Raw genomic sequence first — 19,676 nt, forward strand, 5'->3', positions numbered from 1 at the left:
ATATAAAAGAAAGAAAAGATGATGATGTAGGGCGTCCGAGAATCTGTGGACAATGAATTCGTCCCTACGGTTGTCCACAGCGCGTTGCCGCGATTTCAAAGATAAACCTTCGGGATATCTTTGTGGAACCTATAAATATCAATAACTTGAGTGCCTCATTCACCTTGAGGTTCCGAGCCTTCCGCCTTGACTCTGGGATCGCGGGACAGTTGCGCACAGGCCGATGTTATCCTTTCCCCATGTGATCTTTTCGCGTGAAACCGCGATTGTGTCCGCCCGTTCACGGCCCGTCCTGCGGGAGCTTCGGGCACACGCGACCGGCTTGACCTTCCCGATCAAAATGTCCCTGACTTGTCCACATGACTGCCCCCCTGATCCTTGCCAGCGGCTCCACGATCCGCGCCGCCCTGCTGCGTAACGCCGGCGTCCCGTTCGAGGTGCAGGCCGCGCGTGTCGACGAAGACGCCGTGAAGGACGCGTTGAGGGGCGAGGCGGCGTCTCCCCGCGACGTCGCCGACGCCTTGGCGGAGCTGAAGGCCGCCAAGATCTCCGGTCGCAGGCCGGAGGCGCTGGTGCTGGGCTGCGACCAGGTGCTGGCCTTCGACGGTGGCCTTCTGTCGAAACCCCGCGATCCGGAAGAGGCGCTCGCGCAATTGAGTGCGATGCGGGGCAAGGTGCACCAGCTGCTTTCCGCCGCGGTGCTCTACGAGGGCGGTGCGCCGCAATGGCGGCACGTGGGCGTCGTGCGGCTGCACATGCGGGACGCCTCCGACGCCTTCCTGGAAGACTACGTCGCGCGCAACTGGGACGAAATTCGACATTGCGTCGGCGCCTACCAGATCGAGGCGGAAGGGGTGCGACTTTTTCATCGCATCGAGGGAAGTCTTTTCGACGTCCAGGGCCTGCCGCTGCTCGAACTCTTGTCATACCTGACCCTTCGGGGAACACTGCCGGCATGACGCTGCCAGCCATTCCCCTTGCGGGCGTGATCGGGAACCCGATCGCGCAGTCCCGCTCACCGCGGATGCACAGGCATTGGCTGGCGCGCTATGGTCTGGCCGGCGATTACGTCCCCCTGGAAGTGCGCGAGGCGAACTTCGAAACCGTCGTGCGTACGATGCCGAAGATGGGTTTCGTCGGGGCCAACGTGACGATCCCGCACAAGACGGCGGCGCTCAAGATCGCCGATCATCACAGCGACAGGGCCATCGTCATCGGGGCGGCCAACACGCTGATCTTTCGCGCGGACGGGACGATCTTTGCCGACAACACCGACGGCTACGGCTTTATGGAGAACCTGCGCCAGGGCGCGCCGGGATGGGCGCCGCGATCCGGCCCCGCGATGGTGCTGGGCGCGGGCGGTGCCGCGCGGGCGGTGATCGTGGCGCTTGCGGACGCAGGCGTGCCGCGGATCCTGCTTTCCAACCGCACCCGCCCCAAGGCAGAGGCCTTGCGGGCCGAGTTCGGCAGCCGGATCGAGGTGGTCGACTGGGTCCAGGCGGGAGAGGCGCTCGCAGACGTGAAACTTCTGGTGAACACGACCTCGCTGGGGATGACCGGACAGGCGGAGCTGAAGATCTCCCTCGACAACTTGCGCCCCGCGACGGTCGTGAACGATATCGTCTACGAGCCGCTGGTCACGCCGCTTCTGCAGGGGGCGCGGGATCGCGGCTGCGCCACCGTCGATGGGTTGGGTATGCTGTTGCACCAGGGCGTGCCGGGGTTCGAGCGGTGGTTCGGCCGACGTCCCGCCGTCGACGACGAGTTGCGGCGGGCCGTCCTGGAATGAGCCTGACGCTGGGCCTCACGGGCTCGATCGGGATGGGCAAAAGCACCACGGCCCAGATGTTCCGCGACGAAGGCGTGCCGGTCTGGGACGCGGATGCCGCGGTGCACGGGCTTTATGCCAAGGGCGGGGCCGCGGTCGCGCCCTTGGCCCGGGTGTTCCCCGATGCGATCGTCGACGACGCCGTCTCGCGCCCTGCCCTGAGCGCGATCCTGCGCTCCGACAAGACGGCCCTCGCCCGGCTGGAGGCCGTCGTTCACCCGCTGGTGGCGGACGACCGCGCCGCCTTTATCGAAGGCCACGATGCGCCGGTGCTGGTCTTCGACATCCCGCTGCTGTTCGAGACGGGGGCGGATGCCTGGCTCGACCGGACGCTGGTCGTCACCGCGCCGGAGGAGATCCAGGCGGCACGGGTGCTGGCCCGGCCCGGCATGACGCGCGCGCAGTTCGACATGATCCGCGCGCGGCAGATGCCCGATGCACAAAAGCGGGCCCGCGCCGACCACGTGATCGAGACGCGCACGCTGGACGCCACCCGGGCCGCCGTGCGAAACCTGCTCGCACAGTTGTCGGAGTAGACCCATGCGCGAAATCGTCCTGGATACCGAAACCACCGGGTTCGAACCGGCCGAAGGCGACCGGATCGTTGAGATCGGCGCGGTCGAGCTGCTGAACCACATGCCCACGGGCCGGACGTTTCACGAATACATCGACCCGCAGCGTGCCATGCCGGCGGAGGCGTTCGCCGTGCACGGGCTGGGCGACGAGTTCCTGGCCGGAAAGCCGCTCTTTCGCGATATCGCGCAGAAGTTCGTCGATTTCGTGGGCGATGCGAAGCTGGTGATCCACAACGCCAAGTTCGACATGAAATTCCTCAACGCCGAGCTGGGCTGGATCAACCGTCCGCTGCTGCCGATGAGCCAGGCGATCGACACGGTGGAGATGGCGCGCAAGAAGTTTCCAGGCTCGCCCGCCTCGCTGGACGCGCTCTGCCGTCGCTTCGGTATCGACAACTCCTCGCGCACGCTGCACGGCGCGCTTCTCGACAGCGAGATCCTGGCGGAAGTCTACCTGGAGCTGATCGGCGGCCGCCAACCCGACCTTGTGCTGCAAAGCAATGGCGGTGGCGATACGGGGGACGCCGCGACCCGCTGGACGCCGCGCCCGAGGAAGACGCCCCTGCCCTCGCGCCTGACCGAGGAGGAGGCCGCCGCCCATGCCGAATTCGTCGGCACCCTGGGCGACGCGCCGGTCTGGTCGCGCTTCAGTTGACGGGTTCGCCGCTTTCCTGCTGCTTCTTGGCCTGTGCGGCCAGCTGCGCCCGGTAAAGCTGCAAGAAGTCGATCTGTTCGAGGTTCAGCGCCTGGAAACCGCCTTCGCGGGTCGCGTTGGCCACGATGTGCCGGACATAGGGGAAGGTCAGGCGCGGGCATTCGATCAGCAGGAACGGATGCAACTGCTGTTCCGGCACGCCGGAGACCTGGAAGACGCCCGCGTATTCAAGCTCGAGGATGAACAGCGTCTCCTGCGCTTCCTTCGTCTTCGAGGTGATGTTGAGCTTGGTGATGATCTCGAACTGGTCGTCGGCCCCGCGCTTGCGCGCGTCCACGCTGACCTGAACCTGCACTTCCGGGGTCGGATCGCCCTTGATGCCCTTCTGGGCCAGGATGTTCTCGAACGACATGTCGCGCACGAACTGGGTGATCATGCGGGTCTGGATCTGGGGCTTCTGTTCGCCTTCGCCGGCTGCGGGGGCGTCGGTCTGGGGGACGTCGGGCGTGTCGGTCATATGAACTCTCGTATGATAATCAGGTCGGGGCCGGGATAGCAGCCGCCTAGTGCTGCGTCCAGCCGGAGGGCCGTCCGCCCGGCCTTTCGCCGGGTTTGCGGGGCTCGTCGATACGCTCGTACTCGGCGTCGATCACGCGGTCGTCGGGGCGCGGATGCGGCGGATGATGTTCGGGGTGCCCCCGCGGATGCCCCTGCGGTCCCATCTGGAACGACTGCACCTTGATGCGCGACCGGACGGCCGTGTAGACGCGCTTGCGGATGCCCGGCACCAGAAGCGCGAAGCCCACCGCGTCGGTGAAGAACCCCGGCGTCAGCAACAGCGCGCCCGAGAACAGGATCATCGCCCCGCCCGCCAGGGATTCCGACGGATCGGACAGATCCGAGAACGACCGCCGCAGCTTCGACAGCTCCGCCGCCCCCTGCTTGCGGACGAGATAGCTGCCCAGGATCGCGGTCAGAAGCACGATCAGCAGCGTCGGCCACAACCCGATGAACCCGCCGACCTGGATGAACAGGGCGATCTCGATCAGGGGAACGGCCACGAAGGCGAGGAGAAGGTACATCGGCGGTCCTTTTGTCACGGGGCCGCGCACCGGTGGACTTGGCAGCGGCTGGCACCTACATAAGAAACGACACGGGTTTTACCAGCCGCGCGCGGCAAGAGGGATTTATGAACGGACCGATAATCCAGATTCTCGTCCTGGCGGGGATCGCGATCTTCCTGATCCTGCGGCTGCGTGGCGTTCTCGGCACGCGCGAGGGGTTCGAAAAGCCCCCCGTCCCGCAGCAGAAGGCCGATGCCGAGGTGCCGCGCCGCCGCGACTTCGAGGTGATCGAAGGCGGCCCCGATCGCGACATCGTCGATCACGCCGACGAAGGCACCAGCACCGCCATGGCCCTGACGGAGATGAAGAAGCTCGATCCGTCCTTCAACGTGGGCGAGTTCCTTTCCGGCGCGCGCCAGGCCTACGAGATGATCCTGATGGCCTTCGAGCGCGGCGACATGACCGAGGTGCGGCCCTTCGTCTCCGACGACATCGACGCGGCCTTCACCAGCGTGATCGACGACCGGGCCGCCCGCGGCCTGACGGTGGAAGCCACCTTCATCGGCGTCAGCGAGGTGACGTTGAAGGATGCGAGCCTCGATCCGAACACCAAGGAGGCCGAGATCACCGTCCGCTTCACCGGGGAGCTGACCCATGCCGTCTACGACGCGGACGGCAAGCTGGTCGACGGCGATCCCAACGGGATCAAGAAGCAGAAGGACATCTGGACCTTCGCCCGCGACATGGACAGCGGCGATCCCAACTGGCGTCTTGTCGCGACCGAATGACGGGCGCCGCCTGGGCCGCCGCCGTCTGGCTTGCACTCGCGGGGGCGGCGATGGCTGAACCGACCTACACGATCCTGAGCTACGACGACCTCGACGGTTGGGCCGAGGACGATCACGCCGCCGCGCTGGACGTCTTCACCCAGACCTGCGGCGACATCTCCCGCACCGACTGGGCGCGGCTTTGCGCCTTTGCCAAGGACGGTCCCGCCGCGCGTGACTTCTTCGAGACGTTCTTCAAGCCCGTCCTGATCGAGGACGGCACGCCGATGCTCTTCACCGGCTACTACGAGCCCGAGTTGCGCGGATCGCTGACACCGTCGGACGTCTACCGCTACCCGCTCTACCGCCTGCCCGAGGACGGCCGCGCCGGGGTCTTCTCGCGCCGCGAGATCGAGGAGGACCGCCCCTTCGCGGGGTCCGAGATCGCCTGGCTGGCCGACCCGGTCGACAAGTTCTTCCTGCAGATCCAGGGCTCCGGCCGGATCCGCCTGCCCGACGGCACCCGTATCCGCGTGGGCTACGCGGGCAAGAACGGACGCGACTACACCTCCGTGGGGCAGGCGCTGGTGGAGCGCGGGGTCTTCACGCTGGAGGAAGTCTCTGCCACCACGATCCGCGACTGGGTCCGCGCCAACCCGGAGGAAGGTCAGGCACTGCTCTGGCTCAATGAATCCTACGTCTACTTCCGCGAGGTCTCGCAGGTGCCGGCGGACAGGGGACCCTTGGGCGCGATGAACCGGTCGATCACGGCGATGCGCACGATCGCAGTCGACCCCGAGATCACACTCCTGGGCGCCCCCGTGTGGATCGAGAAGGACGGACGCGATCCGCTGCGCCGGCTGATGGTGGCGCAGGACACCGGCTCCGCGATCACGGGCGCGCAGCGGGCGGATGTCTTCTACGGGACCGGCCGCGCCGCGGGCGAGGCGGCAGGGGATATCAAGGACGGCGGCCGGATGATCGTGCTGATGCCCATCGACTATGCCCTGTCGAAGACAGAGCCGGAGGTGGTCTTCTGATGCGCCGCCCGCGCAATCTTTCAAAGGAAGAACGCGCGATGTGGGATCACGTGGCTCGCAAGGCGGACCCCTTGCATCCCAAACGCCCGGACCCCGCGCCCGAACCGGTCGCGAAACCCGCGCCGAAACCCGCGAAGGACACGGCACATCCGGCGCGGAAGATCGAAGATTTCACCCTCGGCATGAAGGCCGAGGTCGCGCGCCCCAACGACATCCTGCCCCCGTTGCGGGACCGGCTGCGCGCCGCACCGGTGCGGATGGATGCCAAGAACTTCATGCGGATGAAGTCGGGCAAGCTGAAGCCCGAGGCGCGGCTCGATCTGCACGGAATGTATCGGGACGAGGCCTACCCAGAGCTCATCGCCTTCATCCTGAACGCCCAGGCGGCGGACAAGCGTCTGGTGCTGGTGATCACCGGCAAGGGGCGGGCCGGCGACGATTGGGTCGGCGGGCGCGGCATCCTGCGCCGCCAGGTGCCGCAGTGGCTGCAACTGCCGCCGCTCGGTTCTGCGGTGCTGGAAGTGCGGCCCGCGCACCTCAAGCACGGCGGCGACGGGGCCTATTACGTCTACCTAAGGCGCAGGAAGTGACGGGGCGGCGCGGCTGATCCCCAGCGTGGCGAGTGCGGCCGCGAGTGCGAAGAAGATCGCGTAGCCGATCATCTGGGCGGGAAAGTCGATGCCGTAGTCGATCAGCACGCCCGACACCCCCGGCCCGATGGCCGAGCCGAAGACCATGATCGCGGCGGCCGCGGCCTTGATCGCGCCGATGTGGCGCGTGCCGTAGAACTCTGCCCAGAAGGCGCCGGGCAGGGTGGACTGCAACCCCTGGCCGACGCCGAGGATCGCCATTCCGATCGCCGCCGCGCCGATCCCGGGGGCGAATGCGATGACCACGAAAGACAGCGCGAAGGGCAGCATGTAGAAGGGCACGATCCGCGCGGTGCCGAAACGGTCGATGGCCCAGCCGGTGCCGAAGTTCGACCCGATGCTGATCAGCGTATAAAGCGGGAAGAGCGCCACGAAGGCGGCGAGCGACCAGTCCTTCACTTCCGACAGGTGGACCTGCTGGAACCACAGCGCCGTGCCCCAGGCGGGCGGACCCAGAAGGGCCGGGACCATCAGCCAGAACAGCGGATGACGCATCACGTCCAGCCGTGTCCAGTGCCGGTCGTGCATCCCCGCGGCCTGTTCGTCGGTGGCAAGGCTTTGCGGCGTGCGTTCCTGGCGCAGCAGCAGGCCCACCAGTGGGATCGTCACCAGGACGATGCCACCCGCCACGACCCAGAGCGCGCGCCAGTCCATCGTCGCGAGCAAGGCGACGAAGACGATCGGCAGCACCGCCTGCCCGACCGAAAACCCCATCGAGGCCACGGCCAGCGCCTTGCCGCGCCCCGCCACGAACCAGCGCGCCATGGACACGACGGCCAGATGGCTCGACATGCCTTGCCCGAAAAGCCGCAGGAAGAAGATCGCCGGTATGAGCAAGAGCGCGTTCGGCACGGCGGCCATGAAGAAACAGGCCGCGGCCAGGCCCGCGAAGACCACCGTTCCGATCACCCGCACCCGGAACCGGTCCACCAGCGTGCCCGCCCAAACCATCGTCCCGGCCGAGGCCAGCGTGCCCACGGTGTAGATTCCGCCCCATTGCCCGTCGGTCAGCGCGAAATCCGTCATGATCCCGCCCGCGAAGAGCGAGATGAAGAACGTCTGCCCGTAGGAGGAGGTCAGCGTCAGGATGAACCCGGCCAGCAGGAACAGCCAGTTGGTGCGAAGGAAGGACAGAAAACCCATGCCCCACCCATCGGCTTCTGCGCACCGAAAGGGAAGGGCCGGCGGGGCTGAACGCGCAAATAAGCGGTCTCACTCCCGCGCGCCCCCCGCCATTCCACGCCACCCGCCCTCTCTGTTCCGGAAATATCCCGGGGAGGCGACGCGCAGCGTCGGCGGGGCAGAGCCCCCCGGCGTCCCCTTGGGACGCCACGCGGAGGCGCGGCCTTACAGCACGTAGCGCGACAGGTCTGTGGAACGGGCCATCTCGCCCAGGTGCTTCTCGACGAAGGCGTCGTCGATGACGATCTCTTCGCCACCACGGTCGGGCGCATTGAACGAAAGATCCTCGAAGACCCGCTCGATCACGGTGTAGAGCCTGCGCGCGCCGATGTTCTCGACGCTCTCGTTGACTTCCGCCGCGATCCGCGCCAGCGCGTGGATGCCCTCGCCCGTGAAGGTGACGGTGACCTCCTCGGTCTTCATCAAGGCGCTGTATTGCAGGGTGAGCGCGTTGTCCGTCTCGGTCAGGATGCGCACGAAATCGCCTTCCGTCAGCGCGCGCAGGTTCACCCGGATCGGCAGGCGGCCCTGAAGTTCGGGCAGAAGGTCCGAGGGCTTGGCCACGTGGAAGGCGCCGCTGGCGATGAAGAGGATATGGTCGGTCTTGATCGGCCCGTGCTTGGTGCTGACCGTCGTGCCCTCGATCAGAGGCAGCAGGTCGCGCTGCACGCCTTCGCGGCTGACATCGCCGCCGCGGGCCTCGGACTTGGCACAGACCTTGTCGATCTCGTCGAGGAAGACGATCCCCGACTGCTCCACCGCTTCGAGCGCGGTCTTGGTCACGCTTTCATCGTCGAGCAGCTTGTCGGCCTCGTCGGCGATCAGCAGATCGTAGCTGTCGGCGACGCTCATCCGCTTCTTGACCGTGCGTCCGCCGCCCATCTTACCGAAGAGCTCGCCCAGGTTCATCATCCCGCCCATGCCGCCGGGTTGGCCGGGAATCTCCATGCCGCCCAACGGATTGGACGTGTCCTTGACCTCGATCTCGATCATCGTGTCGTCGAGCTGACCATCCTTCAGCTTCTTGCGGAACATCTCGCGCGTGCCCTCGCGCGCGCCGTCACCGGCGATGGCGTCGATGACGCGATCCTCCGCGGCCTTGTGGGCGCTGGCCTTCACGTCCTCGCGCATGTGCTCTCGCGTGTCGATGATCGCGGTGTCCACGAGGTCGCGGATGATCTGCTCCACGTCGCGGCCCACGTAGCCCACTTCGGTGAACTTCGTAGCCTCCACCTTGATGAAGGGCGCGCGGGCGAGCTTGGCGAGTCGACGGGAAATCTCGGTCTTGCCGACGCCGGTGGGTCCGATCATCAGGATGTTCTTGGGATAGACCTCGTCTCGCAGGTCGTCGCCCAACTGCTTGCGCCGCCAGCGGTTGCGCAGGGCCACGGCGACGGCGCGCTTGGCCTCGGCCTGGCCGATGATGAAGCGATCGAGTTCCGAGACGATTTCGCGGGGAGTGAGGTCTGTCATGGGTCTGCCTCCGGCAGATTGAGTTTACTTTGCCAGATGAAGCTGCGGTCAGCCGCCGACGGTTTCGACCGTCAGGTTGCCGTTCGTGTAGACGCAGATGTCGGACGCGATCTGCATGGCGCGGCGGGCGATGGCCTCGGCGTCCATGTCGGTGTCCATCAGCGCGCGACCCGCGGCCAGCGCGTAGTTGCCGCCCGAGCCGATGGCGGTCACGTCATGTTCCGGTTCCAGCACGTCGCCCGCGCCGGTGATGACGAAAAGCGCGTCGCCGTCCGACACGATCAGCATCGCCTCGAGCTTCTGCAGGTACTTGTCGGTGCGCCAGTCCTTGGCCAGTTCCACGCAGGCGCGGCTCAGCTGGCCCGGCGTCGCCTCCAGCTTCTTTTCCAGCCGTTCGAGCAGGGCGAAGGCGTCGGCGGTCGATCCGGCGAAGCCCGCGATCACGTCGGCGCCCTCGACGGCAAGCCGGCGGACCTTGCGGGCCGTGCCCTTGATGACGGTCTGACCCAAGCTCACCTGGCCATCACCGGCGATGACGACGCGGCCGCCCTTCCTGACGCCGATGATCGTGGTGCCGTGCCAGCCGGGGAAGTGATCGTTGTCCATGGGGCCGTCCTGTCGTTTGGTGCTTGGGCCTATATGGTCGGGGGCAGGGGGGGCCACAACCCCGCGGCCACTTGATCGGCGGGCCCGGCGGGGTAATCTGCGGCGATGGATCAGCCCACCGATGTCGTTTTCTACCTCGATCGCCCGTTGCTGAACGCGGCCCGCGAAGGGCGTCACAACTTCCTGGGCCTCGTATCCAAGGCGTTGACCGATGCCGGTCTGCGCGTCCTGCTGGAGCTGAACACCCGTGAGGCACGCGCCGAATCCGCCGACCGGCCGGGGTATTCGCTGTTCCACATGGACGAGCCGTTCCACGCGCGGGCCCTGACCGTGCGGCGCAACTACTTCTACCCGTTCTGGCAGATCGAACGATCGTCGCGGCGATGGGAATGGACCGTCGCCCTGTCGAAGTTCAAGCCCGACGCGGTCGACCGGCAGGAGGCGGATCGCTTTGCCGATTTCTGGCGCCACCGTCTCTTCCCCGATGTAGCCCCGCAAAAGACGCCGGACGGGCCGATCTACATGCCTCTACAGGGCCGGATCCAGCAGCACCGGTCGTTCCAGTCGTTCAGCCCGGTCGAGATGATCCGGCGCACCGCCTGCCGCATGCCCGACCGCGACATCGTCCTCACGCTGCACCCCGGGGAACGCTACGGCAACGCGGACATCACGGCGCTGGAAGAGATCGAGGGGCAGCACCCCAATGTTGCCGTCAGCGCCCGCCCGCCAGAACAGCTTCTGCCGCGGTGCTCTGCCGTTGTGACGCAGAATTCCTCGGTCGCGCTCAAGGGGTTCTTCTTTCGAAAGCCTGCCGTCGTCTTCGGGCAGATCGACTTTCACCACATTGCGGGCAACGTTCCGATGGAGGGGGAGGAGCGCGCCTTCGCCGACCTCGACCGTGATCGCGATTACGCGGGCTATCTTTGGTGGTTCCTGCAGAAAATGTCGATCAACGCAGGCCGACCGGAGGCACTGGACAAGATCACGGCGACCTTCCGCCAGCACGGCTGGCCGGTCTGAGGGAAAACGAAAAAGGCCGCCCGAAGGCGGCCCAATTCACGTATCCGGCGCGGTTCAGATCGAGTCTTCGATCCAGCTTTGCAGCGCGGCCTTGGGGGCGGCACCGGTCTTGTTGGACACCACCTCGCCGTTCTTGAAGAGGAAGAGCGCGGGGATGCCGCGTACGCCCATCTGCGCGGGGGAATTCGGATTCTCGTCCACGTTGACCTTCACGATCTTCACGCGGCCTTCCATCTCGTTCGACAATTCCTCGAGCGCGGGGCCGATCTGCTTGCAGGGGCCGCACCACTCTGCCCAGAAATCCACCACGACGGGGATGTCGGACTGTTTCACTTCGCTGTCGAAGGTGTCGTCGGTTACGGCTTGGGTGGCCATGGAGTATCTCCTGGAATTCAGTGTCAGGAGTGGAACGTAGGTAGGGGGTGCGGGACCGTCAAGACGCCCCCGCCCGGACGAGCGCCGCCCGTGCAAGCTCCGCGGGCACCGGCATCAACTGCGCCTTCGCGGTCCACAGGATCGCGGTTTCGACCCTCCGGTCTGGAAAGATCAGGTCAAGGGCCTGCGCATAGGCCCCCATCTGGCGCAACAGGCCCTCTGGAATCGCCTGTGGTGTGTCGGGAATCAGGCGGTTGGTCTTGAAGTCCACGGCGGTGACGGTCTTTTCGGTCACGATCAGGCGGTCGATGCTGCCGTGGATGCGCGCGCCGCCAAGGTCGGGCAGGGCGGCGGTCACGTCGACCTCCGCCAGCGTGTCGTCGAAGATCCAGCCCAGATCGGGCGTATCGAGGATCGCCAGGGCATCCGCGACCAGATCCTCCGTCGGGACCTCGTCCGCGCCGGGAAAGGTGGCAAGCAGCCGCGCGCCGATGTCGGCCCGCGCGGGCGGCGGCTGGGCCGGCAGGTGTTCCAGCAACAGGTGCATGAGGGTCCCGCGCATCAGTGCCACGTCGAGGTCGAGGTCCGCAGGATCGCCGGGCAGGACCTTCGCGCCCTTGAGATCCGAGGGCGACAGCGTGCGCTGCACCGGCGGATCGGGCAGGGGGATCAGCGTCGGCCCCGCCTCCTGCGCGGGCGTGGGGCGGTCTGGCCGGATCAGGTCCCCCGGTTGCCAGGCCCCGCTTTCGACCCGCTGCACGGCAAGATCGCCCGCCGCCTCGGTGCCCGCGCCCGCCTGGGTCATGCCGTCCGAGACAAGGTCGTACCAGCCGCGCATGTCCGTGCCAGGCTTACCTGCAGAGCCCACGATCAGCCATTTCTCGGCCCGGGTCATCGCGACGTAGAGCAGGCGCAGGTTCTCGCGCGCCTCGGCAGCCTTGATCGCGTCGGCGCGGGCGATCATCGCATCGGGCATTTCGGCGGCGGGGGTTTTCCAGACGGGCGGGGCGCCGGCCAGGATCTCTCCACGCAGGCGCTCGGGGCGTTCGGCGGCGTCGGGCAGGATGACGATGGGCGCCTCCAGCCCCTTGGCCCCGTGGACGGTCATGACGCGGATCTGGTCGCCCGCGCTGTCGACCTGCCGCTTGATCGTCAGATCGTCGGTGTCCATCCAGGCGAGGAACCCGGTCAGGCTTGGCACGCCGTCGGATTCGTAGGCCAGCGCCTGGGCCAGAAGCGCGTCGATCCCGTCCTCGGCCTCGCTTCCCAGCCGGGCGAGCAGGTTCTGCCGCCCCGCGTGGCGGGTCAGCAGCCGCGCGATCAGGTCGTAGGGCCGCAGAAAATCGGCCTGCCTGCGCAGATCGTTCAGGATCGCCACGGTTTGCGGGTGACCCTCGCTGTTGCGCAATGCCTGCCACAGGAACGCGCCCTTCGGACGGTGGTGGGCGAGCGTGTAGAGCTGCTGCTCGCTCCATCCGAAAAGCGGCGAGCGCAGGGCGGCGGCGAGCGACAGGTCGTCCTCCGGCAGGGCAAGGAAGCGCAGGACGGCGGCGATGTCCTTGACCGCCAGTTCCGCGCCCACGCGCAGCACGTCGGCGCCCGCGATGTCCAACCCCTCCGCCTTGCAGGCGCGAATGAGTTCCGGGAACAGGACCGCGTCGCGGCGCTGCACGAGGATCAGGAAATCCCCCGGTGTGATGGGGCGGTGGTTGTAGGTGCCGCTGTGCCCGATCTCTTCCGGCAGCGTCTCGTGGTCGATCATGCGCCGGATCTGTTGCGCCACGCGCCGTGCCATCTGCACCAGGTGGTGATCCTCGCTCACCTCGTCCACGGGGTCGAGCAGCCCGGGATCGTCCTCCTTCTCCGCCGCGGCCGGTTCGATGAGCGGCCAGAGGTCGACGCGTCCCGGCATGTCCGTCTTGAAGGCCAGGTGCCGCACGGGACCGCCCAGCGCCTCGGCCCGGTCGCGGACGAAGACCTCGTCCACCACCCGCAGGACCGCGGGGGCGGAGCGGAAGGAATGCTCCAGCGTGCTGGTCACGAGCGGCGCGTCGCTTTCGACCAGACCCGCGTCGAAAAGCGCGCGCATGTCCTGAAACGCGTCCGGGTCCGCGCCCTGGAACGAATAGATCGACTGTTTCACGTCGCCCACGACGAAGATTGTCCGGCCTTCGTCCGCACGTGCGCCGGTCCCGCTGAGCAGCTCTCGCGTCAGGTGGCGCACCAGGTCCCATTGCCGCGGAGAGGTGTCCTGCGCTTCGTCCACCAGCAGGTGGTTCATTCCCCCGTCGAGCCGGAACAGCACCCAGTCCGCCACCGCCGGGTTCGCCAGCAGATCGCGGGCGCGGGTGATGAGGTCGTCGAAATCCAGCACCCCGCGCGCCATCTTCGCCTCGGCATAGGCCGCGTTGAAGGCCCGTGCGAAGCGATGCAGCGCTGCACTGCGCCGCGCGGCGAGCAGGCCCAGCCGGGGCTCGCGGGCGGCCTCGACCTGCGCCATCAGGCCATTGAGCGCATCCGTCAGCTCCAGGTTCGCCTTCTGCAGCGCCTTGGTGGGGATTGTCCCGATCTTGGCGCCGAAGGGGACCTTGGCGGTGGCGCCGGTCAGGAAGACCTTTTCCAGCAGCGCCAGATCGGCGGGGCCGGGATCGGTCAGCGACACCTGCGACAGGGTATCGGCGTTCTTGTTGTCGGTGGGTCCACCGCCGCGCAGCACCGGGATCAGGTCGCGGATGATCTCGGTCCCGTCGGGGCCCAGCAGATCGGCCAGCAGACCGTCGAGCGTCACGCCGTCCGGCACGTCGAAATGGGCGCGGAAATCGGCCTCGTCGCGGGGGGTGGCAAAGGCCTCCGCCTGGCCCGCGATGTCGCGCAGGATCGGGTCCAGATCGATGCCGCCCAGTTGGGCGAGAAAGGGGGTCACGACCTCCGGCGCGTCTTCCGCCAGGGCGTCAAGAACCTGCGTGCGCAGCTCCGCGGCGGCGCGGTCGTCCAATTCGCGAAAGGCGGGGCTGACGCCGGATTCGAGCGGAAAGCGCCGCAGAACGCTGGCGCAGAAAGAATGGATCGTCTGGATCTTCAGCCCGCCCGGCGTCTCGATCGCGCTGGCAAAGAGCGTGCGGGCGCGGGCGAGGTCGTGGGCGGCGATCGTCTCTTCGATGCCCAGCTCGCGCAGGGCGGTGCGTAAGTCCTCGTCGCCCAGCATCGCCCAGCCGCCCAGCCGCTTGAACAGGCGGTTCTGCATCTCGGCGGCGGCGGCCTTGGTGTAGGTCAGGCACAGCACGTTCTGCGGGCTGACCCCGAGGTAGAGCAGTCTCGCCACGCGGTCGGTCAGGACCCGCGTCTTGCCGGATCCCGCGTTGGCCGACAGCCACGTCGAGACACGCGGGTCGGCGGCGGCGATCTGCCTTCGGGTCGCCTCGTCGTGGATCATGTCAGATCCTCCGGCTCAGCGCGGTCGCTGTCGGACCATTCCCCCCGGCGCGACAGGTGGTCGTAGTCGTTGTAATCGCCCATGAATTTCGGCGCACGCCGGGCAATCATCGGTTCCGGCGTGGTCATCCAGCGGGTCAGGAAGTCCTGCAACTCCGCCCAGACCCGGGCCGTGGGATGGGTGTCGAGCGGTGCCGCGACAGACTTCATGTCGCGCTTGAAGGCCAGGAACTCCGCCCCGGCGACGGGCCGCTGGCCCAGGTTCGCGAAGGCCCCGCGTTCCATCATCGCCGCCTCCGCCAGAAGCTGCTTGTCGAAGCGCGCCTGCTCCTTGGCGGTCGGCACAGCGCCGGTCTTGTAATCAAAGATCACCACGCGCCCGTCCGGCATCTCGTCGATGCGGTCGGCGTAGCCGCGCAGCTTGATGCCGGCGGGGGGGACCGCGATCTCGGCCAGGGCTTCGGTCGCGACGACGGTGCCGCGCGCCTGCCGCTGCGCCTCCTGCGCGAGGAAGGGGGCGGCCAGTTGCGCAAGCTCGGTCCGCCAGCGCAGGCGCACGGCGGGCCAGGGGATATGCTCCGCCAGAACCTCGTCGGCCAAGGCAAGGAACGCCTCCTCCGCCCCGGGGGCGGTGACATCGGGCCGCGTGTTCAGGAACCGCTCCAGCACCTCGTGGTAGAGCGTGCCCTTCATCGCCGGTCCCGCGTCCGGCACCAGCGGGTCGAGCGCGCGCAGCCGCAGCACGCCTTGCGCGTAGATCGCGAAAGGATCGCGGTAGAGCGTCTTGATCTGCGTGACCGAAATCCGGTCGGGCCGTGCCTGCGGCGGCGGATTCGGCGCGGGGCGGCGGGCCTTCGGCACCTCATGGGTCGGGACCGACAGGCCCTGCGCCTGTTGCAGCCAGACCGCCCCGCGGGCGCGCATCGCGCCCAGCGCCTCGGTCCCGCGCGTCTCCTTCAGGCCGCCCAGAAGGTTCGTCAGGCGGTTGACCCAGCGCGAGGGCACGGTCTGCGCATCGCTGTCGCGCAAGGCTCGCGTGATCCAGACCTCCTTCGCGCCGATGGCTTGCTGGTAGTCGTGCGCGGAAAGACCCACCTGCCGCTCCGGCAGCAAGAGCCCGGCGCGGGCGCGCAGGGTGCGGTTCAGCCAGGGATCCGGTTTCGGTGCGGGCGGCCAGATGCCATCGTTCAGACCGCCCAGGATCACCACGTCCGGCCCGCCGACCCGCGCCTCCAGCGTGCCGAGGATCAGCACGTCCGTACGGCCCGCATCGCGGTCGCGCACGGTGCCCTGCGCCAGCAGTGCGCCGAGCAGGGCGGCGTAGTCGCGTGGGCTCATCGGGTTGCCCGCGTCCGCGTCGCGGGCGAGCGTCTGGCAGACGCCCCGTGCCTTGCGGCCCGCGTCCTTGTCGAACAGATCGCCACTTCCCGTGGCATCGGGTCCGGCGGCCAGGTCGCAGGCGGTGCGGACAAGGTGGTCGTGATGTTCCGCGATGGGCCGCGTGCCCCCGTGGTGCAGGGCCGCGAGAAGCCGCGTGATCCAGGCGGTCCAGTGGGGATCGTCGCCGCCGTGCTTCGACAGCGCCTCTGCGGTCAGATCCGCCACGGCGGCGCGACGCAAGGCGAGTTCCAGATCGCGCGTGCGGCGCAGGTGATCGCCCCGGTCCGTCCCGCCGGTATTGGCCAGAGGATGCTTCAGCAGGACCAGAAGCGTCTGCGCCGTCACCGGCGTGCCGAAGGTCTGCGCCAGCTGGTTGAGCAGGCGCCCGGGGGCCGACAGTTCCAGCGGCAGGCCCGCGCTGTCGTCCGCACGGATGTCCCAGCGGTCGAGCGCCGCGGCGACCTGCCGGGTCAGCATCCGGTCCGGCGTGATCAGCGCCGCGACCTTGCCCGCTGCCGCAGCCTGACGCAGGCCCAGCGCGATGGCCTCCGCTTCCGCCCGGGGGGAGGGGGCCTCGACCAGTGTCATCCCGTCGGTCGCGGCCACGAGATCGCCCAGGGCCGCGCCCTCCCGGCGCCACTGGTCGGTCACGGGGGCCGGGCGCAGGGACAGCGACACCAACCGGTTGCGCGCGGGCGCGGGGGCTGGCGCGTCGGTCCAGGGGCGGACGCGATCCTCCGGCAGGTCCAGCTCTCGCAACAGGCGACGGTAGCGGAACTGGGGGTGATCCTCCTGGTCCGGTCGCGAACCGGTCGCGTCGAGACTGTCCCACACGGGGCCTGGCATGTCGAAATCGAACCCCGGCAGCACCAGCGCGCCTTGCGGCAGGCGCGCGACGGCCTGCATGAACAGTCCCGTCGCCCCGCGCGACCCGGTGGACCCCGCGACGATCACCGGATGCTCGGGCGGATTTTCGGCCCAGAGTTCGGTCAGCGCAAGCACCTGCATTCGCTGAAGCGCGTCCGTGTCGGGCTGTTCCGCGTCGGCGATGAAATAAGGCTCCAGCAGGCGCAGGAAATCGAGCGCGGTCTGCCAGTGGCCCGAGACATCGCTGATATCGAGGGTCGCGATCGTCTCGAAGTTGACGCCCTCGCCGTGCATCTCGTCCATGAGGGCGGCAAGACTGTCGGACAGGTCGTAGAGCGCGGCGCGGGGCAGGCCGGGGACCGCCTCGATCAGGCGCTCGACCGCACGCGACAATTCCAGCCGCCGGCGCAGGGGAGAGACGGGGACCGTCAGGTGGTCCAGCCGTCCTTCGAAGGCCAGGTCGGTGACGAGCCGGACCCGTGGCAACAGGCGCGCGGGGCCGTCGTCGAAGGCCGCGCGCATCTGGCGCTGCATCCGGGCGGAGTTCACGTAGACCCGCACCCGCGACAGATCCTCCGACCGGGCGAGGAGGCCGTCGACGAAGGCCCGTGCGAAAGGCACGCCCGGGGCCAGTCCGAAGACGCGGGGTCCGGGTGCGGGGTCAAACATGCGCGCGGTCCAGCAGGGCTTCGGCCAGTGGGATCGTGTCGGGTCGGCCGACGTCGCACCACGCGCCGTCCCAGACGAGCCCGTGCAACGTGCCTGCCGCGATCATCCGGTCCCAGACGAGGTTGAGCGAAAAGACCTCCTTTGGAATATCCGCCAGGCGATCGGTCCGCAGGATCTGCAAGCCGGTATAGACCAGGTCCCGGCCCCGGGTGAGCCGGCCTTGCGGGTCCATGCTGAAATCTCCCGCGCCGACGTGCCCGTGGACGCGCGATTTCGGCAGGACGAGAAGCAGACCTTCGATCCCGTCGCCGAAGGCGTCGCAGATCCGCGGCACCGGATTGGACCCGCGCCAGACCGCGTCGGTGTTCAGCGTCAGGACAGGTCCGGGCCCCAGCAGCGGCAGCGCGTGACGCAGCCCGCCGCCGGTGTCCAGAAGTGTCGCCTCATCCGAGATCGCGATGTCGCGGCCCGCCAGGTGGGCGTGCAGCATCTCTCCGCGGTAGTGGGCATTCACGACACGCGGCCCGATCCCGGGCACGTCGGTCAGGTCGAGTGCGTGGTCCAGAAGCGCGCGGCCTGCGACCTCGACAAGCGGTTTCGGGCGGTCGTCCGTGAGGGGCGCCATGCGGGTCCCCCGTCCAGCGGCGAAATGAAGGGCCGGGTATCTCATGGCGCCACCGGCGGCAGGTCGCGCAGGACCACGGCGCGCAGATCGGACAGCTCCGGGTGGGACAGATCTCGCATCAACGTGGTCCAGACGCGGGGCATCAGCGCTGCGTAGTGGTCCTTGCCGTTGGCGATCAGGCGGGAAAAGACGCCGAGGATCCGCAGGTTGCGCTGGGCGCCCAAGGTCGCGAGGGCGCGGTTCAGATCGCTCTCGTCCTGGCCGGTGGCGCGGGCGAACCGCCCGATCTCGCGCGCGCGCACCGAAGCCGGGACATCGCGGCGGATATCCGACAGGAGCGATGCGAGGTCATAGCCCCGGGGGGCGAGGAAGGCGTCCTGGAAATCCAGCAATCCGACGCGGTCGAGGCCGTGGCGGTCAGGCCGCCAGACGAGGTTCTCTGCATGGACGTCGCGCAGGGCGATCCGGTCCGGCGTCAGCCCCGCGAAGCTTTGCGTGACCGCCGCGCAAAGGGGGCCGGGATCGCAGCGGGCGTAACGTTCGGCGGTGATGGCCACCATCTCTCCCGCGACCTGCGGGGTCATCGCGGCAAGCGGCGGGGGCGCCAGGCCGTCGAGGGCCACCAGCACATCGGTGGCGGCGTCGTAGACCTCCGCCTCCAGCTCCGGCGTACGGGACACGGCCTCGGCGATGCGGTCCCGGCCCAGGTCGGTCATCACGACGAGGCCCAGGTCGAGGTCCTCCATCAGGATCTTCGGCGCGGCCAGGTCACGGGACGCGAGGTAGCGCGCGATCTTCACGAACGCGGGCGTGCCGGAATCCTGCGCGGGGTCCGCGTCCATGACCACAACGGAGTCCTCGGGTCCGATCAGCCGGGTGTAGATCCGGGCCGAGGCATCGCCGGTGATCGGCTCTGCCCGCCAGTCCCGCCAGGGCGCACGCGAGAGGGTCCGCGCAATGGCCTGCGCCCTTTCAGACAAGGGCCTGATCCAGGACCGGGGCAAGGCGGTCGGCCCAGGCTGCGGGGCCGCTCAGGGTCAGGTGATGGGCGTCCGCTCCGGCGGTGAACTGGCAGTGCAAGGCGGCGGGGGGCGCGTCGGACCCTAGCCGGTCCGGCCATTCGATCAGGCAGATCGCGGTCTCAAAGGCCTGCGACAAGCCCAGTTCCATCACCTCGTCCGGCGCGGTCAGGCGGTAGAGGTCGCAATGCCAGATCTCCACCTCGTCCGCGGCATAGGTCTGGACGAGCGTGAAGGTGGGCGATGGGACATCCTCTGCCCGGCCCAGCCGGGTCTGGATCAGGGCGCGGGCAAAGGTCGTCTTGCCCGCGCCGATGTCTCCGTCGAGCAAGGCCGTGTCACCGGCCCGCAAGAGCGGGGCGATCTGCGCGGCCAGGCGTTGCATGTCCGGGGAGTCCGGCAGGACGAGGCGGGCGAATGGGGACGACATGGGGCCAAACTATCCGCTC

The 19,676-nt window shown here is 68.1% G+C and carries 19 protein-coding genes; 8 read left to right on the top strand and 11 right to left on the bottom strand.

What is annotated here, in order from left to right; all coding sequences use genetic code 11:
* The first annotated feature begins 359 nt into the window (after window positions 1–359).
* Genes EU805_RS02260 through dnaQ form a run of 4 tightly spaced genes read left to right on the top strand, consistent with a single transcriptional unit; the run spans window position 360 to window position 3,058 of the window.
* Entirely contained in the window at window positions 360–959 is a 600-nt protein-coding gene (locus EU805_RS02260) for a nucleoside triphosphate pyrophosphatase (RefSeq protein ID WP_129762318.1), read from the top strand.
* The gene (locus tag EU805_RS02265) at window positions 956–1,789 is read left to right on the top strand and encodes a shikimate dehydrogenase (RefSeq protein WP_129762319.1); all 834 of its coding nucleotides are present in this window, start codon (window positions 956–958) and stop codon (window positions 1,787–1,789) included. Before EU805_RS02260 ends, EU805_RS02265 begins: the two co-directional genes overlap by 4 nt.
* The gene (gene coaE, locus EU805_RS02270) at window positions 1,786–2,364 is read left to right on the top strand and encodes a dephospho-CoA kinase (protein WP_129762320.1); all 579 of its coding nucleotides are present in this window, start codon (window positions 1,786–1,788) and stop codon (window positions 2,362–2,364) included. The genes EU805_RS02265 and coaE overlap by 4 nt, the downstream gene beginning before the upstream one ends.
* A 4-nt stretch (window positions 2,365–2,368) precedes the next feature.
* The gene (gene dnaQ / locus EU805_RS02275) at window positions 2,369–3,058 is read left to right on the top strand and encodes a DNA polymerase III subunit epsilon (RefSeq protein WP_129762321.1); all 690 of its coding nucleotides are present in this window, start codon (window positions 2,369–2,371) and stop codon (window positions 3,056–3,058) included.
* Here the strand turns inward: dnaQ and secB are convergent.
* The gene (gene secB, locus EU805_RS02280; protein WP_129762322.1) at window positions 3,051–3,575 is read right to left on the bottom strand and encodes a protein-export chaperone SecB; all 525 of its coding nucleotides are present in this window, start codon (window positions 3,573–3,575) and stop codon (window positions 3,051–3,053) included. The genes dnaQ and secB overlap by 8 nt on opposite strands.
* Window positions 3,576–3,621: 46 nt before the next feature.
* A complete protein-coding gene (locus EU805_RS02285) occupies window positions 3,622–4,140 on the bottom strand; it encodes an FxsA family protein (protein WP_129762323.1) in 519 nt (172 codons plus the stop codon).
* A 107-nt stretch (window positions 4,141–4,247) separates the two neighbouring features.
* Here EU805_RS02285 and EU805_RS02290 point away from each other — a divergent pair, with 107 nt between their 5' ends.
* From EU805_RS02290 to EU805_RS02300, 3 genes are read left to right on the top strand one after another with little or no spacing between them, the layout of a single operon-like run.
* Window positions 4,248–4,910 carry a Tim44/TimA family putative adaptor protein gene (locus tag EU805_RS02290; protein WP_129762324.1) on the top strand — a complete coding sequence of 221 codons (663 nt, stop codon included), beginning with the start codon at window positions 4,248–4,250 and terminating at the stop codon, window positions 4,908–4,910.
* Between the two features lie 50 nt (window positions 4,911–4,960).
* Window positions 4,961–5,929: a murein transglycosylase A gene (locus tag EU805_RS02295; RefSeq protein ID WP_129762714.1), complete on the top strand. Its 969-nt coding sequence runs from the start codon at window positions 4,961–4,963 to the stop codon at window positions 5,927–5,929.
* Window positions 5,929–6,519 (top strand): Smr/MutS family protein, encoded by a 591-nt coding sequence (locus EU805_RS02300; protein ID WP_129762325.1) that lies wholly within the window; start codon window positions 5,929–5,931, stop codon window positions 6,517–6,519. The genes EU805_RS02295 and EU805_RS02300 overlap by 1 nt, the downstream gene beginning before the upstream one ends.
* Here EU805_RS02300 and EU805_RS02305 read toward each other — a convergent pair.
* The 3 genes from EU805_RS02305 to hslV form a co-directional block, all read right to left on the bottom strand.
* Complete coding sequence (locus EU805_RS02305; RefSeq protein WP_129762326.1) at window positions 6,502–7,722, bottom strand: MFS transporter; 1,221 nt, start codon at window positions 7,720–7,722, stop codon at window positions 6,502–6,504. The genes EU805_RS02300 and EU805_RS02305 overlap by 18 nt on opposite strands.
* Before the next feature lie 204 nt (window positions 7,723–7,926).
* A complete protein-coding gene (gene hslU / locus EU805_RS02310) occupies window positions 7,927–9,234 on the bottom strand; it encodes an ATP-dependent protease ATPase subunit HslU (protein ID WP_129762327.1) in 1,308 nt (435 codons plus the stop codon).
* Between the two features lie 48 nt (window positions 9,235–9,282).
* The gene (gene hslV / locus EU805_RS02315; protein WP_129762328.1) at window positions 9,283–9,840 is read right to left on the bottom strand and encodes an ATP-dependent protease subunit HslV; all 558 of its coding nucleotides are present in this window, start codon (window positions 9,838–9,840) and stop codon (window positions 9,283–9,285) included.
* Between the two features lie 105 nt (window positions 9,841–9,945).
* Between hslV and EU805_RS02320 the strand changes: the two genes are divergently transcribed.
* Window positions 9,946–10,860 (top strand): hypothetical protein, encoded by a 915-nt coding sequence (locus EU805_RS02320; RefSeq protein WP_129762329.1) that lies wholly within the window; start codon window positions 9,946–9,948, stop codon window positions 10,858–10,860.
* A 54-nt stretch (window positions 10,861–10,914) separates the two neighbouring features.
* On the opposite strand, the gene trxA is transcribed toward EU805_RS02320, so the two are convergent.
* From trxA to tsaE, 6 genes are read right to left on the bottom strand one after another with little or no spacing between them, the layout of a single operon-like run.
* Complete coding sequence (trxA, locus tag EU805_RS02325; protein WP_129762330.1) at window positions 10,915–11,235, bottom strand: thioredoxin; 321 nt, start codon at window positions 11,233–11,235, stop codon at window positions 10,915–10,917.
* 58 nt (window positions 11,236–11,293) lie between these two features.
* Window positions 11,294–14,668, bottom strand: a complete 3,375-nt coding sequence (addA, locus tag EU805_RS02330; protein ID WP_129762331.1) for a double-strand break repair helicase AddA — start codon at window positions 14,666–14,668, stop codon at window positions 11,294–11,296.
* Entirely contained in the window at window positions 14,665–17,583 is a 2,919-nt protein-coding gene (gene addB / locus EU805_RS02335; protein WP_129762332.1) for a double-strand break repair protein AddB, read from the bottom strand. The genes addA and addB overlap by 4 nt, the downstream gene beginning before the upstream one ends.
* Window positions 17,576–18,253, bottom strand: coding sequence for a nucleotidyltransferase family protein (locus tag EU805_RS02340; protein WP_129762333.1), 678 nt, complete (start codon window positions 18,251–18,253; stop codon window positions 17,576–17,578). Before EU805_RS02340 ends, addB begins: the two co-directional genes overlap by 8 nt.
* Window positions 18,250–19,188 carry an aminoglycoside phosphotransferase family protein gene (locus EU805_RS02345; RefSeq protein WP_129762334.1) on the bottom strand — a complete coding sequence of 313 codons (939 nt, stop codon included), beginning with the start codon at window positions 19,186–19,188 and terminating at the stop codon, window positions 18,250–18,252. Before EU805_RS02345 ends, EU805_RS02340 begins: the two co-directional genes overlap by 4 nt.
* Window positions 19,181–19,657, bottom strand: coding sequence for a tRNA (adenosine(37)-N6)-threonylcarbamoyltransferase complex ATPase subunit type 1 TsaE (gene tsaE, locus EU805_RS02350; protein WP_129762335.1), 477 nt, complete (start codon window positions 19,655–19,657; stop codon window positions 19,181–19,183). The genes EU805_RS02345 and tsaE overlap by 8 nt, the downstream gene beginning before the upstream one ends.
* Window positions 19,658–19,676 lie beyond the last annotated feature (19 nt).

The organism is Salipiger sp. IMCC34102 (genome assembly GCF_004145405.1).
Classification (GTDB): Bacteria; Pseudomonadota; Alphaproteobacteria; order Rhodobacterales; family Rhodobacteraceae; genus Loktanella.